Annotated in this window: 10 protein-coding genes, 1 tRNA gene and 3 pseudogenes; 9 read left to right on the plus strand and 5 right to left on the minus strand. The window is 69.5% G+C overall.

The features are described from left to right. From FF36_RS19430 to FF36_RS40955, 3 genes and pseudogenes are all read left to right on the plus strand, one after another. The coding region (locus FF36_RS19430) for a TCP-1/cpn60 chaperonin family protein (RefSeq protein WP_044886551.1) at positions 1-624 on the plus strand (624 nt) is incomplete at its 5' end. A gap of 80 nt (positions 625-704) precedes the next feature. Then, a pseudogene (locus FF36_RS38430) lies at positions 705-794 on the plus strand (DDE-type integrase/transposase/recombinase); the annotation flags it as partial. A 1-nt stretch (position 795) separates the two neighbouring features. Continuing rightward, positions 796-863: pseudogene (locus FF36_RS40955) on the plus strand (hypothetical protein); the annotation flags it as partial. A 165-nt stretch (positions 864-1,028) separates the two neighbouring features. On the opposite strand, the gene FF36_RS19435 reads toward FF36_RS40955, so the two are convergent. After that, positions 1,029-2,729 (minus strand): hypothetical protein, encoded by a 1,701-nt coding sequence (locus tag FF36_RS19435; RefSeq protein WP_044886552.1) that lies wholly within the window; start codon positions 2,727-2,729, stop codon positions 1,029-1,031. A gap of 238 nt (positions 2,730-2,967) precedes the next feature. Here FF36_RS19435 and FF36_RS19440 point away from each other — a divergent pair, with 238 nt between their 5' ends. Both FF36_RS19440 and FF36_RS19445 read left to right on the plus strand, forming a co-directional pair. After that, complete coding sequence (locus tag FF36_RS19440) at positions 2,968-3,516, plus strand: integrase core domain-containing protein (protein ID WP_236706625.1); 549 nt, start codon at positions 2,968-2,970, stop codon at positions 3,514-3,516. Between the two features lie 96 nt (positions 3,517-3,612). Beyond that, entirely contained in the window at positions 3,613-4,239 is a 627-nt protein-coding gene (locus FF36_RS19445) for a GyrI-like domain-containing protein (RefSeq protein WP_044886553.1), read from the plus strand. Positions 4,240-5,054: 815 nt separating this feature from the next. On the opposite strand, the gene FF36_RS31615 is transcribed toward FF36_RS19445, so the two are convergent. Then, positions 5,055-5,501, minus strand: a complete 447-nt coding sequence (locus tag FF36_RS31615; RefSeq protein ID WP_052681229.1) for an effector-associated domain EAD1-containing protein — start codon at positions 5,499-5,501, stop codon at positions 5,055-5,057. Between the two features lie 230 nt (positions 5,502-5,731). On the opposite strand from FF36_RS31615, the gene FF36_RS19455 reads away from it, so the two are divergent. Then, the gene (locus FF36_RS19455) at positions 5,732-6,928 is read left to right on the plus strand and encodes a hypothetical protein (protein ID WP_128423343.1); all 1,197 of its coding nucleotides are present in this window, start codon (positions 5,732-5,734) and stop codon (positions 6,926-6,928) included. A 108-nt stretch (positions 6,929-7,036) separates the two neighbouring features. Then, complete coding sequence (locus FF36_RS19460) at positions 7,037-8,281, plus strand: hypothetical protein (protein ID WP_044886555.1); 1,245 nt, start codon at positions 7,037-7,039, stop codon at positions 8,279-8,281. Here FF36_RS19460 and FF36_RS35515 read toward each other — a convergent pair. Further along, a complete protein-coding gene (locus FF36_RS35515) occupies positions 8,278-10,077 on the minus strand; it encodes a hypothetical protein (RefSeq protein WP_044886556.1) in 1,800 nt (599 codons plus the stop codon). The two genes, FF36_RS19460 and FF36_RS35515, sit on opposite strands and share 4 nt — an antisense overlap. 283 nt (positions 10,078-10,360) lie before the next feature. Here FF36_RS35515 and FF36_RS19470 point away from each other — a divergent pair. Further along, positions 10,361-11,143 (plus strand): annotated as a pseudogene (locus FF36_RS19470) (IS5 family transposase); the annotation flags it as partial. Between the two features lie 328 nt (positions 11,144-11,471). Here FF36_RS19470 and FF36_RS19475 read toward each other — a convergent pair. Continuing rightward, a tRNA-Arg gene (locus FF36_RS19475) sits at positions 11,472-11,544 on the minus strand. A gap of 682 nt (positions 11,545-12,226) precedes the next feature. Here FF36_RS19475 and FF36_RS19480 point away from each other — a divergent pair. Further along, positions 12,227-13,876 carry a DUF4407 domain-containing protein gene (locus tag FF36_RS19480; protein ID WP_199865440.1) on the plus strand — a complete coding sequence of 550 codons (1,650 nt, stop codon included), beginning with the start codon at positions 12,227-12,229 and terminating at the stop codon, positions 13,874-13,876. A 100-nt stretch (positions 13,877-13,976) separates the two neighbouring features. On the opposite strand, the gene FF36_RS19485 is transcribed toward FF36_RS19480, so the two are convergent. Next, entirely contained in the window at positions 13,977-14,921 is a 945-nt protein-coding gene (locus tag FF36_RS19485) for a hypothetical protein (RefSeq protein WP_044886558.1), read from the minus strand. Between the last annotated feature and the right edge of the window lie 302 nt (positions 14,922-15,223).

Consider the following 15,223-nt stretch of genomic DNA (forward strand, 5'->3'; position numbering starts at 1 on the left):
GACCCGGACCAGATCGCCGGTCGGGTCAGCCAGATCCGTAACGAGATCGAGAAGTCGGACTCGGACTACGACCGTGAGAAGCTCCAGGAGCGTCTGGCGAAGCTCGCCGGTGGGGTCGCGGTCATCAAGGTCGGTGCGGCCACCGAGGTGGAGCTGAAGGAGAAGAAGCACCGCATCGAGGACGCGGTGTCGAACGCGAAGGCCGCGGTCGAGGAGGGCATCGTCGCCGGTGGTGGCGTCGCGCTGCTCCAGGCGTCGATCACCGCCTTCGAGAAGCTCGACCTGTCCGGCGACGAGGCCACCGGCGCGAACATCGTCCGGCTCGCGCTCGAGGCACCCATCAAGCAGATCGCCTTCAACAGCGGTCTCGAGGGCGGCGTCGTGGTCGACAAGGTCCGCAACCTCCCGACCGGCCACGGCCTCAACGCGGCCACCGGCGAGTACGTCGACCTGATCGCCACCGGCATCATCGACCCCGCCAAGGTCACCCGCTCCGCGCTGCAGAACGCCGCGTCGATCGCCGGCCTGTTCCTCACCACCGAGGTTGTCGTGGCGAACACCCCGGAATATGCGGCGGCCGACGCCGCCAACGTGGACGCCGCCATGCGCAGTCAGGGTTTCTGAGCCGTCGCGCCGGACCGTCCGCAGGCCCCGACATCGTGGGGTCCGCGGGCGGTCCAGGCCACGCACCGCGACCGGCGCCCCACCTACACCGGGCCGTCGACCAGCACGGACAGCTCATCGACGTCCTCGCCAGCACCCGTCGCGGCCAGGCCGCCGCCCGCAGGTTCTTCNCCCAGGCATTGGCCCATGGGCGTCGACCGGTCGACGTCACCACCGATAAGGCCCGGTCTACCCAGGACAAGTGGGTTGGCTAGCACGGCCCGTGTCGACCAGGCGTTCTCGGGTACAGGTCGTCCACGGACCACAACGGATCAGGGAGTTCGAGAGATGCGGTCGACTGCGTGTCGACGGCAATCACGCGGTGGGGCCGTACTTGGTCGTGGGACGTCAGGGCTTGTGGGACGTCAGGGCTTGGCGGTGGGCAGGGCGAGCATCCGGGACAGCAGCCGGGCGAGGAACAGGGTGTGCCGGTGTAGCAGCGCACGGTCGAGCTTGTCGAGGTTGTCCCCGGGCGCGACCTGCACCAGGTAGGCCGGACCGCTGATGAACGCGATGGTCGGGATGCCAAGCCGGTAGGGAAACGTGCCCTCCCCGTACAGACCGTTCTGGAAGGGCCGCAGGACGGCGGAGCGGGTGAGGTCGCTGGCCTTCACCTCGTCGATGGCCAGCTCGCGCAGCGTGTCGCTGTGGCCCACCGGAACGGTGACCAGCTCCGACCGGCCGGTGGGCCGGTAGGCCGCCGTCCCGCCCCGGTCGTCCCATGCCATGGTCCCGAGATGCTCGGCGGCGAGTGCCATCGCGACGTTGTTCATGATCTCCGGATGCCCGCGCAGCCAGGCGTCCGGCTTCACCGTCGCCGCCTCGGACACCATGTGGTTCGGCGAGAACAGGAACAGCAGGTCGCGGGGCCGGTCGCGGGCGGGGAACCGGCTGAAGTACTCGGCCAGCGCCAGCAGCGCCGGGCCGCCGTTCTCCTCGACCGCGTTCTGACCGTCCGTGTGGGTGGCGACCAGCACGGCGCCGGGCGTCAGGCGGGGTTCCGCCGCACCGGTCGCCCGAGTGGGCCCCGCTGGGGTCGGTGCGGGTACCGGTGCCCGTGTTCGTGCCGGTGCCGGCGGAGGTGCTCCCGAGCCCGGCAGCAGGGCGGTCAGGTAGTCGACGGTGGTCTCCCGCCGCGACGCGGTCAGGGTCAGGGTCGCGGTGAGCGGTCCGCGGGCGAGCAGGGACCGCAGCCGGGCGCCCTGTTCGGCATCGACGTGCAGCGTCGGCAGCGCGGCGTGCTCCTGCTGGTGCGGCGTGTACTGGCCGGCGGCAAGGGCCGGTGACAGGTGCAGGATCTCGATCATCGCGACGGCGCCGTGCCGTCGGGCGGTCTCCAGGCTCGGTTGCGGCGGGACGCCCAGCCAGACCCGCGAGTAGTCCTCGTTCGCGAGGCCGGAACGGGCCTCGGGTGGATGCACGTGGTCGGCGAGGTCGCCGAGCACCGAGGCGGACAGCCGGGCGACGGCACCGTCGGCGAGCACGATCGCGCCCGCCACCGGCGTGCGCCGGTAGTCGGGCTCGTCGCCCGCGCCGACGTCGACGACGGCCGCGGTCACCCCCCGGGCCGGCGTCTCGCCGGAATGCGGACGGTAGGCGGCGACCGGCACGGTGTGCGACCGGCCGTCGCCGTCGACGACGCGCAGGGACCAGGAGTCGGCGAGCCACGCGGACAGCCGGGTGGGATGGCGGGTCACCGTGAGGCCGTAGCCGGCCAGCCGCTCGGCGAGGTCGTCGATGTGGCGCCGGTGCGCGTCCGAGCCCGGCAGGCGGGGGCCGTGGCCGGCCATCCGTTCGGTCCAGGACCAGAGCGTCCCGGCGTCGACGAGGTCGTCCGCCGTGATTGTCCCGGGCGCCGGATAGCCGGTGGCAGCGCCGCGGGGCGTCGTGCCGTCGGACAGCGTCGTGCCGTCGGACTGGGTTCTGCCGGCCGGCGGCCTGCCGGCCGAGCCGTCGCGGCAGGTGAGACCGTCCCCCAGAGCAGCGGCGAGCCCGGCGGTGGCGGCGAGCCCGCCTGTCCGCCCGAGGAATCCGCGTCGACTCGACGGGTTGCTCCACCGGCTCATCGCCGCGCAAGGTATCAGGGCCGCGGGCCGTTCCGCGGGAAGAGTCGGCCCTCCCGGGCGGGTCGGGCAGGTCGGCCGGGTCGGGCCGAGGTTGTGATCCCGACCCGCCCGGACCGGCCTGGGCCCGAGCCCGGACTGCTTCTTCGTCCTGGAAGTCGATACCCGCTACATCCACATCCTCGGGGTCACCGCCCATCCAGACGGGCCCTGGACCACCCAGCAGATCCGGAACCTCCTGATGAACCTCGGCGACCGGGCAGCCGACTTCCAGGTCCTGGTCCGTGACCGGGCCGGGCAGTTCACCGCCTCGTTCGACACGGCCCTCGCCGACGCCGGCATCACCACCCCCAAGACCCCACCCCGAACACCCCGCGCGAACGCCTACGCCGAACGATTCGTCCGCACCGTCCGGACCGAGGTCACCGACCGGATACTGATCGTCGGTGAGCGGCACCTGCGCACCGTCCTGACCGAGTACGCGGCCCACTGCAACGGACGACGACCCCATCGCGGCCGTGGCCTTCATCCGCCCCGGCCCGACCACCCCATCGCCGACCTCACCCACGAACGGGTCAAACGCCGGCCCGTCCTCGGCGGCCTGCTCAGCGAATACGAACGAGCCGCCCAAAACTCCAGGTCAAGGCCGGTGGCCGAGTTCTGGCACCCCGCACGGAATGGAGGCATCGAACGACTACGACAAGGTGAAGGCGAGCCTGCCGGGATGTGCAGGCGCGAGACCAAGAAACCGGTGAGCGGATTTGGGTGGTGCGGGTGCCAGAAAGTCTGACGCGCGACACACCCACCCGATAACTTACGACGGCCTGACTGCAGCACTAGGCTTGATGACAGCGAAACTGCTCGACGCGCTGGGAGGGACTCGCTGATGCACAGCAACTTCGACGTCAAGAAGGAACGTCCCAGGCTCTATTCGTCGAAGCGGAACAAGTTCGAGATCGTCGACGTAGCGCGGGCGAACTTCCTCATGGTGGACGGCCACGGCGATCCCAATACCTCGCCGGAGTACGCGGAGGTGGTCACCGCTCTCTACACGACCTCCTACGCTGTGCGTGCCGTCGCCAAGGACAAGCTGAAGCGGACGCACACCGTCGCTCCGCTGGAGGGCCTGTGGTCCGCGAAGGACCTGCAGGTCTTCCACACTCAAGACAAGGACCGGTGGGACTGGACCCTCATGATCTTTCAACCCGACTGGATCACCTTGGAGATCTTTGATGCGGCGCTGGAACGGGTCCACGAGAAGAAGAACCTTAGTGCAGTGAAGAAGGTGCGGTTCGAGGAGTTTCTCGAGGGCAAGTGCGTTCAGACTCTCTACGTTGGACCGTACGACGAAGAGGGCCCGACCATCTCCCGGATGCACGACGAGTTCATGCCGACTGAAGGTCTCGTCCTCCGGGGGCGTCACCATGAGATCTATCTGTCTGATGCCCGCCGGACGGACCCGAGCCGGCTGCGCACGATCATCCGCCAGCCGGTCGGATCCGCTCGAAAGTAGCGCGGTACCAGGTCCCCAAGGGCCAGTACCTATTCCGACCGAATTGAGCGATAATGATATTTCGCGAGGCCTCGATCGATATACGCACGCGCCAGGTTCGCCGGAACGGCTGAGCTGGTGGCGGACCTGTCGGCGGCGATGCCGGTCGGCCGCTGCGCGGACGGACCCCCTGGACGCCGCCCGTGCGCGGCTCCCATGTCCTGATCTCGGGGGCGACCGGGGCCGGGCAAGGGCTCGGTACTGTGGGGGCTGCTGCGCGGCCTGGCCCCCGCGGTGCGGCCGGGCTGGGGAGCTGTGGGCGACCCCGCGGCGAGCCGAATGCAGGACCGTACGGCCGCGCTGGCGGCCAGTACCGCCCGTACATGCCGACCCAGGAGACAATTGCAGTACAAGAGATCTTCAAGCGGCAGAGCCCCGCACCTTGGATGGGGGTGCGGGGCTCTGGCCTGCCTCAACCGTGCGTGTGCTCGGCAACGCACCCAAACATCCCCAACCGGCCCTGCCGATGATGCTACGCATCGCGCACACATTTACACTGGATGCTATCGGTCACGATGCTGTAGGCGCATCAACGGTCCGCTCCGATTCAGACCTACCTCGACCTGGCCCGATTACATCGTTGCCGGCCCGCCCCAGGAACGGATCAAGCGCCGGCCCATCCTTGGTGGCCTGATCAACGAATACGAACGAGCAGCCAGGACTCCAGGTCAAAGCTAGCGAGTTCTGGCACCGCACAGGTTCGCCAGCGGAGCGGAGAGAGGTGTCCTCGACCAGCGTGGCCGGCGAGATGGACTGACGTAGGATCCGGGCCGTGATCAGGGGCGATCGGCGTCGTCCGGCATCGGACCGAAGTTCAGGGTCTGCACGTTGCCGGACCCGACCATGACGCCGATCGAGTCGGTGATGCTGACCGGGAACGTGGGCGAACCGTCCCATACCTCGGCGTCCGGGTGACGAGGCCGGTCCGGGCCGCCTGGCGCCGGCACTTCAGAGGCGCCGTCCAGATCCGGTTGGGCGAAGACCGGATTCGCGGGGAACTCGGCCGCCGCTGCGGCAAGCACCTGCCGGCGGCCCTCGGGCAGAATGCCGTTGCCGAGCAGGGAGTTGACCTCTCGCCAGAACCTCAGGGAGGTCGTGTCCCCCCAGTTGGGCTGCCGCGCGACGGCCAGGCCCGCCGCCTCCAGGACCTGGCGCGCCGAGAGGGAATTCGCGAAGGCGCCCGCTAGCGCCTGAACCTCGCCGTCCGTGAGCCGCTCGGTCATCTGTCCATCCTCCGGGTCCTGGAGATGCCCGCGCTGCGCGCGGCCCGTTCCGTTCCATTCTCCCCGCGAATACGCCGTGGGGAGACCGTTGACCTGGAATAGTGGTGACTGGGCGGACGACGGAGGTGGCGGTGGCGGCCGACCGAGACAACGGAATGATCAAGATCGCGCACGTGGGAGCCGCTGGTGGCCTCTGCGTCCGGACGACCGGACAACGAGATGACATCGACATGTCGGTGCAGGTTCAGGCCGACGGCGTCATGGTCGGCGTGCGCAACGTCCAGAGGAACTATCTCCACTACCAGGTGGATCATCCGATCGTGTCGTTCGACCCGGCGGTCCGGGGTGCCGCGTTCACCCGCCGGTTCGAAGCGCTGCTGGAACGGCCGACCAGCTGGGTACGTCGGGAACAGTTCCGCCAAGCGGTGGCCGTCCCGCCGGCGCACCGACGGGGCCAGGTCGTTTTCACCGACAGCCGGACAGGCCTTCCCGGACGGGCGCGGGTGCGCGCGTGTGCGGTCCGGGTCCGGGGATCCCGCGGCGTGGTCATCGGAGACGGGAATCATCAGACCAATCATCTCCGGTACCGACTCACCCGTTCCGTGATCGCCGTCGAGTCTCTTCTCCGGGACGAGCCGGCCCTCGCTTACCGGTTGGCCGATTTCGTCGCCGCGCCTGACAACCCGGTCTTGGAACACCGCCTTGTCAATGCGATGAGCCGCATCCTGGAACGGTCCCAGGAGCTGACCCGGATGATCGCGGCTGGATCCGGGCGGACCGGGGGCGTCATGATCGGGACAGCTAATCGGCAGACGACCATCACGAAGAGTCGGATCCGGGACGTCGATGTCAAGGCGGTCATCGTCCGGGTTCGGTTCGAGGCGCTTGAGTCGGGGGCTCGGGCGAAGCTGGCGCTCCTCGACGCGGAGGACCGGCGCGACCACGACGAACTGAGGAAAATTGGCACGGCCGGCTCGTTGGACACCGGAGTGGCACGACGCCGGGACGAGCTGGAACTGACGCGGATCGAGCGGGCCGAACAGTGCCTGGTCCTGCAGACCGAACGGCTGCAACGGGCGCAACGACCGGAGTCGCCGCACGCTGACCGGAAACCGGCGATCAAGGCCGAGCTCGATTCGTTGCGCAAGCGGATCGATGACATCAAGAGCGAACGAGGCAAACACGGCCCTCTTGCGGTCCTGCGCGCCGCCCGGACCCGCCGGCTCGCCGACCCGACGACGCTGGGCCGCCTGTCCAGGCTGGAACCGCGGGCGGCCGCGATACCGCGCTGGCCGGATATCGAGCCGGTTCGTAGGCAGCCACCCAGCGAAATCAATCCCGACCGACTGGCCTGGCCGACGGCCCCCCAGCGCCGGGATCTCGACGATCTGCCCGGTCGGGGGGGACCTGCCATACCGGGTCCCTGACCGCCGCTGCCAACTGGATGCCGGCCTCGCGCGGGCTCGGGGCGTCCACGTGACCGACGCAATCCCAGGGCCTGACCGAGCCGACCGTGCCAGGAGTGATTCTCCGCCGTGAACACCGCTCTGTTCGTCGTCTACCTGCTGGTCCTGATCGCCATCGTCGTCGGCGCGGCCTGGGCCCTGCAGATCGTCCGGGAACTCCAGACGAGGCTGCGGGACGACCAACAGCGGCTTTCCGACGTCCGGGCCGAGCTGGCGACCCTGCGCTCGCAGCTGTCCGCCGTTGACAAGCGTGCCGGCCAGCCCGACGTGACGGTCAGCCGACTGAACACGTTTGACGGCCGCTTCGACAAGATCTCGGCCTGGTTCGACGAGCTTGGTAAGCGGATTGACGGATCGGCGGCGCGATTCGACCAGCTCCAGAAGAACCACGCGGAGCTCGCAGGCCAGCAGGTGACCGTCGGCACCCGCGTCGTCGGACTATCCGAGCTGCTCGGTGAGGTACAGCGCCGGGTCGGCGACCTGGCCGACCGGCTGACTGCCGTCGAACGGGAGGCGCTCCCCCGCCTGGCGGGCAACCAGTCCCAGCTCGCCCGCACGACCTGGGAGATCGGCGCCGCCCAGACCTTCGGGGTGCCTCCCACGCTGCCCTGGTTGCCGGGCCATCTGCTGCTATCTCCGGACGCCGACGGCGAAACAATCCTCAGCCTGTATGCCAGCGCCGCGACCGAGCTGGACCTGGAGATCGTCCACGTCTCCGAGCCGCGGCTCGACGGCGGTCGACGGGCCATCGCGCTGCGTATGACCTCCGCCCCGGGACAGGCCGCGATCGGCAGACTCGCCGCGCGCATCGAGGAACGCGTCGCGCTTCTGGACACGGACAGCGGTCCGTCGCCCGACGATGCCCTGGCCGGACTCCTGCTCGCCGCCGCGACCGCGACCCGGGCCTCGGTCCTACTCGGGCCGCTTCTGTGCGTGACCGACGGGGACGGCACCCACGTTCATCTACTGAGATCCGAGCAGTTGCGCGGGCTGATCGGCGTCGGAGGACCCGGTCCTGACACCGCCACCCTGACCGCCGGGGCGGCCAAGGCGATCGAGCTCGGGCCGTGGCTCCGCTCCCGACGGGACGCCGAGCGGTCAGCCGCCGAACTGGCGCTGGCTCGCGAGCGGCTGAAAGAAGAGCTACGCCAAGCAATGGGCGATGAACTGCGGGCAGAGGTCGGAGCGGAGGAGATCGAGCGCATCAAAACCGAGCTGCGCGCGGAACTGACCCCGATGGTGCGGCGTGATCTCGAACGGGAACTACGCAGACGGCCGCCGCGGAGCGCGGCCGATCCCTCACCTTCTACCTAGAACCAGCCCATGCTCCCGATGTCGTCAATGTAATCAATATCGTCGACGTCGTCCCTGCCATTCATGTCGACGATCCTCCCGGGCCCGTGGATGTCGTCGTGCCTGGCAGTATCAAGGAGCGCTGGCGGCCAGAGGTCCCACGACGATGGCGGAGTTGATCTTATCCAGTCATCCGATGAACCCGGCGCGGCGGCGGCCTCCACCACCGAATGCCACGAAGAAATCGGCTCCGTTCCGCCCGGAAACGTGACGCCCAATGAGTCGAATGGACTCAGTCCCTCCGGGAGTGACATCTCGCTGAGCCCCCCCGGAACCGACGTCTCAAGCGCATCCGTAAGCCCCACGTTCCATAGATCTACCTGATCCGGCCCGTCCAGGAGTGGCGTTTCACTTGACTCCGCCGGCACCAATAGCCCGGGCTCGTCCGGGAGAGTCACATCCCGTAGATCCAACGGGTCCGGTTCCTCCGGAGGTGACGCTTCGCTCGGCTCCCCCCACCGCTCCGGCTCCCCCGGCCGAACCGGCTCCCGCGGCACTGAGGGCTCAGGCCCGTCCGGCCAAACTGGCGTCGCCGTGAAGTCGATCCCGTCCAGGGTCGATATGTCTGCGATATCAGCATCCGGCTCGCGGGGGCGGATCAGCCCGAGGGCCTCGGCGATGCGGAGAAGGATGCCCTTTGATGGCTCGGGCACTGACGGCGGGTCGGCGGCCTCAGCCAGCCAGACCTCCACGCTCGCTGCATGGACCGCGACCGCGACCCGCGCCGCGTCGAGCAGCTGGGCCACCTCGGCCCGGTCTCCGCGCGTGATGACGGCCTCGTCGTCGAACCGGGCCAGCTGGCGCTCCTGGATCTCCAGGTAACGATTCCGGTTTGCGATCGCCTCCTCGCCGACGGCCGCAAGGTCGACCGGGACGCCGGCGGCCGGCCCGTCGAGCAGGGCGGCGAGCCTGGCGTATTCGGCGTCCAGACGTCGAATCTCGGCAGCATCGGAAGCCTGCTCGCGCAATGACGCTACGACGCCATCAACGTCAACCGAGCGCACCCGCACCTGCGAGGTGTTGACCTGCTTGTTGTCTCGGCCGATGACGATTCCGGCGCAGCGGCCCAATCCGGGCGCCGACTGAACGGCTGGGGTGAGCCAAAGCCGATCTCCAAGGCCATGTACCGCACGGTCGATTTCCTTGCCGAGAGCCCGAATTCGCTGCTCGTCGTCGGGTCGGGCAACCAACCGAACCACCATACTGGCGACTTTGGGACGGAATGCCGCGATCTCGTGAATTGAGAGAGTAGGCGTCTTCATCGTATAATTAAAACGATTGCTCTGGACGTTCCTGTCTCCTACGACGACGCCGCACGAGGAGCGTACCCGGACCGAGTAGGACATCACCCGGGCCGGACCGCGCGCCGCCCCATAAGCCACCCGCCCTGACGCCGCAGCGCCGATATTACGCTGGCGTGTAAGCGCCCGCTGGAACTCCATTCGCCGCAGCGAGCTGCCCGGATTCTCCGTCAAGGCGTGGAACGCCCGCATCGACGCCGCGCCCACGATCGCCGAATCGCACGTCACTCGAGGTTCGTCCAGCCGCAGGTAAGAGACGTTCCTCTGAATGTTTTCGTCGCCGGCCATCACACCGTCGGCGCGCCATACGTCAGCCCGCAGAATCCGTTGACCCGGTGGGCCGTCTACCCGCGCCGAGACGCCGCCGTCCGTCCCGGGCCGATGGACCATCACCTCGGCCGGCCCGCGCTCATCATCCCGCCCGACTACGCGGTTCAGGTCGTGGTCGTCCGCCATGTCTCCAGTATCAGAGATCGGGGACGGTAGATCTGCCGAATAAACGGCTGCGGGACCGTCCAGCGTCGGACCGGCCCCCGCAGCCCAGCATCGCGCAGTGGGACTGTTGCGTTCGCCGGACGAGGAAGCTTGGGTGGCCGATCATGCGTGATCAACCGAGGCGTCGTCGGCTTCATCCGCCACCTCCGGCCTCAGTGCCTGTCCTAAATCTTGGTTTGAGGTGCGGAGAGTGCCGTAGGGGTGGGAGGTTTCGGGCTGCCGGTGGGGCTGGTAGGTCGTGGAGATGGCACGTTCTGTTCGGTATCCCTCGGATCTCACGGACGCGGAGTGGGCCTACGTGCAGCCGCTGCTGCCGGTGGCGTCGAAGGACGGCCGGCCCGAGAAGCACGACCGGCGTGACATCGTGGACGCGATCCTCTATGTGACCCATAACGGCGTCGTGTGGCGGGCGCTGCCGGCGGACTTCCCGCCCTGGAAGACGGTCTACGGGTTCTTCGAGCGGTGGAAGAAAACGGGCGTCACCATCACGGTCCACGACGGGCTGCGCGGTGAGGTCCGCCAGGCCGAGGGCCGTAGCGCCACACCGACCGCCGGGGTGATCGACTCCCGGTCGGTGAAGGGCGCTGCCACGGTGGCCGCCCCGACCCGCGGCTATGATGCGGGAAAGAAGGTCAACGGCCGCAAGCGGTTCATCGTCGTGGACACCCTCGGTCTGCTGCTGGCCGTGCGTGTCGTCCCCGCCGGCCGTCAGGACCGCGACGGCGCCCGCCAACTGCTGGTCGACCACTACTTCACCACCCCGACCTGCCGTTTCCTGGTCGCCGATGCAGGGTTCGCCGGCCGGTTCGTCGCCTGGGCGGCGGACGTCGTGAGGACCACCGTTGAGATCGTCCGGAAGGAAGAAGGCCAGCAAGGCTTCCGGCCGCTCCCGAAACGCTGGGTTGTAGAACGCACGCTGGCGTGGATCACCGCGCACCGTCGCCTCGCTCGAGACTACGAACGCGACCCGGCCAGCTCTGCCGCCTTCGTCTACTGGGCCATGATCCGCACGATGGCCCGCCGGCTCGCCCACGGCACCCCCGTCCCACGCTGGGCCCCCAGGAAGACCACCGAGAGTCAATGACCATCAAGATTCAGGACAGGTACTCAGAGCCAAGCGCCTCCGGGCCCAGCGCGGCCCGGTCACAGATGTGATCTCCAGGTAGGGTGGGAGCGCCGAACGCCTCGCGACCCCGCGACCGCTACGAAGCGGCGCGGAGACGAGATCTCGCACGATGACCATCGCGACGGCGCCCGCCGAAGGCAGCACAGACTGCAGCACACATGGGTTCGAAAGCGGCAGAGCCCCGCACCTTGGATGGGGGTGCGGGGCTCTGGCCTGTCTCAACCGTGCGTGCGCTCGGAGGGAATCGAACCCCCAACCTTCTGATCCGTAGTCAGATGCTCTGTCCGTTGAGCTACGAGCGCGCGCCCGCCACCGTGGTGGCCGGCGGTGCCAGCTTACAGCACCGCGGGAGCGACTCAGGGACCGCGTCGACGTGGGGCCATCTGTAGTTTGTCCGATGCTCGTGGTGAGTGGCGGACGTGGGGCATCCCGCCTGGCCAGTGCCCGCGACGGAGTCGCGGGTCGCTCCCGTGCCGTCCGCGCGGCTCACCGGGAAGGTGCCGATGAGACGGGAGGAAGGCGGGCACGCGGGCGGCGGGGCCGGCCGGCGAGCGACGGCACAGCTTGGCAGCATGACGCGGCTACCACAACACGCATCGGTGTGGTCGCTACGTGCACGTGTTCCGCGTACCATGAGGGGCTCTCGGGGGAGAGAGGCTTCGACGTCCCGCATGAACCAGGACGTTCGGGCGTGCTGGACTCCGGGCTTCATCCTCGCGGGCAGTGATCTTGTTGGCCCCTTGCGGACGGATCGAGGATGGCCGGGCTGCGCGCAGACGATCTCCAGCCACGGTTGCCCGCCGCTGATGCCCTGCACCGCCTTGAACCCCGCCGACCCTGGGCGACGGCTGCCCTGCCCAGCAGGCCGGCGGCCCCACCGAGGGCGGCCGGCGCACCCAGGCCGGCCGGCGCCGGGCCCACGGCCCCATGGTCGGCCCGGCCGTGGTGGTCGGCCCGGCCGTCGTGGCGGAAGGTGGACGTGCGGTGAGCCGGTTCCTGCTCTGGCTGTCCGGCGCCGACCGGGAGATCCTCGGCCGGCTGCGGCACGACCGGGCCAAGTACGTGGGCGTGGGCAGCGCGGTGCTCACGACGGCGGCGATGGCCACCCTCTCGTCCACGTTCGCGTTGCGGATGGCGCTGAAGCTGCCGATCCCGGTCTGCCTGCTCGTCGGGCTCGGCTGGGGTCTGGCGATCATGGCGCTGGACCGATGGCTGGTCGCGTCCGTGCAGCGCCAGGACCACTGGTACCTCAACGCGCTGCTCATGCTGCCGCGGCTGGTGCTGGCGATCCTCATCGGGCTGGTCATCTCGACCCCCCTGGTCCTGCGGATCTTCCAGCCGGAGATCGACACCGAGATCACCCAGATGCACGCCGAGGACGCGGCCGCGTTCGAGCAGCGGATCACCACCGACCCGCGCGACCAGGAGCTGACCCGGCTGCGCGCCCAGCGCGACGCCCTGGTCAAGGTCGGCACCACCGGGGTGGACGTGAGCACCGACCCGGAGGTCGCCCCCCTGCAGCGGCAGATGGACGGCCTGCAGACCCGGCTGGCCCAGGCGAACGCCGACGTGCTCTGCGAGAGCCTCGGCACCTGCCCGGGCCAGCCGAACAAGGCGGGGCAGGGCTCGAACTACCGGCTCAAGGTCTCGCTGCGCGACGGCATCCAGGCGCAGATCAACGAGCTGCAGCCGAAGCTGACCGCCGCCGTCGACGCCGCGCGGTCCCGCCAGCAGGCCGGCCGGTCCAGCGCGACGCAGAACGCGAACAACCAGCTTCCCGCGCTCAACGCCCAGATCGCCGCCCTGGAGACCGGGCAGCGCAACGACCGGGCGGCGTTCAACCGCCAGAACGGCGACAACACCGGGCTGCTCATCCGGATGGAGGCGCTGGACCGCATCACCAGCGATCCCGACCACCGCACCCTCGCCAACGCGCACCTGGTGCTGCTGCTGTTCATCACCGCGATCGAATGCCTGCCGATCCTGGTCAAGTTCCTGATGTCCTTCGGCAAGCTGACCACCTACGAGAAGGTCGTCGCGATCGAGGAGCGCAACCAGCTCATCGCGGAGGAGGAGATGTCGGCGCGGCGGCGGGCGACCGTGCTCCTCGACGGCCAGGACGCCTACCTCGAGGCCCAGGTGACACGGGAGCAGAAGGATCCGGCGATCGAGCGGCTGGCCCGGCGGACGGTCGCGGTCCAGGAGGAGGTCGCGAACGCGGCGTTGGACGCCTGGCGCGACCGCGAGCTCGGCCGGATCCACAACTCCTTCGACGACTATGTCGCCACGGCACCGCCGCCAGGGACGGGCAGCCTCCAGGTACCGGGCGGTCCGCCAGGCCCGTCCGGGCGCAACCGGGGCTGGGAGACGCCGGTCGAAAGGCCGGCCGCCCGGCCTGGCCGACCCGTGCCGCCGAACCGGCCGCCGGCGCCGCCCACGCGGTCCGATCTCGCCAGCCGCACCCCCGACGACCTCCCCTACGACGACCTCACCTACGACGACGACCTCACCTACGACGGGGACGAGCCCACGGTCACCCCGGACCACGAGCCGCTGACCACCCGCTACGACCCGCCGCTGCCGCGCCGCGACACCCTGCCCCTCCCGAGCGACGACGACCGGCGGCGGGCATGACAGGCGTGAGCGGTGCGGGGCGCCACCTGACCGACGGCCGCGCGACGCCGATGCCGCCGTCCGCCGGGCAGGCGCACGGCGTTCCCGGCCACCGGCGCGCTCACCTCCTGCGGGGGGCCGACCGCGTGCTCTCCTCCAGCCAGAGGAACGGCTCCAGCACGTTGATCGGCCGGATCGCGCCGCGGATGCGCGCCTCCCCGCTGGTCTTGACGACGTTGGCGAAGTCGTGTGCGCGGAAGTACCCCGACGGCCCGATGTGGAAGCCCACGGACGAGCTGACGAAATAGGAGATCCGGTCGGGATGGAAGAAGGTGTTGATGCTCCCGCGGACCAGCCGGGCCGAACCCTCATGACCCTCGTCGCACAGCCGGTCGAAGAAGGTCTTCGCGAGGTTGTCGGGCACCCGGGGGATGCGCTCCGGCTCGTCGCCGGTGAGTACCACACCCGTCCGGAACGCCTGGCGGAACACCGCGGGCTCGTCGAACTTCGTGACGCACACCGCCAGGAAGTGCGGCAGTTTTCCGCCGCGCAGGCGGTTGGCCTCGAAACACCGCCGGGTGACCTGCTCCAGGGTGCGCTGGAAGAACTCGTAGGCGTCGCTGTTGCGTTCTTCCCGGACCGGATCGAACAGATAGACCAGCCCGTCGCACCTGCTCAGGTGGTCGAGCAGCAGCTCCCACTCGTCGGGCGCGTCCAGTAACTCGACGGCGAAGACCGTGTTCTCCGGCCGTGGGCCGCGGCGCAGGGGGCGGCCCGCACGCCGGCCGCCCCGCGCCGGACCGATGAACCGCCAGCTCAGCGCCGTCAGGCCCGGGGTCGCGGAGGGGAAGACGTGCCGGCTCTGCAACAGGTCGGTGTTCTCGGACAGGAACGCCCCCGCGTCGTCGTCGCCGCCGATGACGATCCAGGATGGGCCGCCCGGGGTGGTGGGTTGGCTGATCGCGGCGATGTTGAGCGCGGCGAGGAAGGTCGTCTTCCCGCTCTGCGGGGCGCCCCACAGACCGATGCGGGCGAGCTGCGTCGGCTGCCCCGCCGGCGCCGTCACAGCCGCGCTCCCCGAGCCCGGAGGACGGCGTCCGCGGCGCGCGGCACGGCGCCGCGCGCGTCGATACGCACAGGACGGACAGTGAAAATAAGGTGCCCCCCGACACGGCGCCGGCAGCGAACATCCCCCGCCGGAACGAGCAGGCCCTCGGGCTACTCTCCGTCATGGTTCATACGCTCGAAGCGACAGATTCGTTGGAGTATGGAGCGGCCCGGCTGCCCGGTCAAGCCGCCACGAACGGCCGATTCACCCGGCCCCGGGCGCCGGTGGGTGGATGCCCCCGGCGGCCCGCGTGCGGCATT

It is taken from the genome of Frankia torreyi (assembly GCF_000948395.1).
GTDB classification, from domain to species: Bacteria; Actinomycetota; Actinomycetes; order Frankiales; family Frankiaceae; genus Frankia; species Frankia torreyi.

Coding starts and splice junctions, on each gene's coding strand:
- FF36_RS31615 (WP_052681229.1), bottom strand. CDS start 5,501: ATGACCGAGCGGCTCACGGACGGCGAGGTTCAGGCGCTAGCGGGCGCC.
- FF36_RS35515 (WP_044886556.1), bottom strand. CDS start 10,077: ATGGCGGACGACCACGACCTGAACCGCGTAGTCGGGCGGGATGATGAG.
- FF36_RS19435 (WP_044886552.1), bottom strand. CDS start 2,729: ATGAGCCGGTGGAGCAACCCGTCGAGTCGACGCGGATTCCTCGGGCGG.
- FF36_RS19455 (WP_128423343.1), top strand. CDS start 5,732: ATGTCGGTGCAGGTTCAGGCCGACGGCGTCATGGTCGGCGTGCGCAAC.
- FF36_RS19445 (WP_044886553.1), top strand. CDS start 3,613: ATGCACAGCAACTTCGACGTCAAGAAGGAACGTCCCAGGCTCTATTCG.
- FF36_RS19440 (WP_236706625.1), top strand. CDS start 2,968: ATGAACCTCGGCGACCGGGCAGCCGACTTCCAGGTCCTGGTCCGTGAC.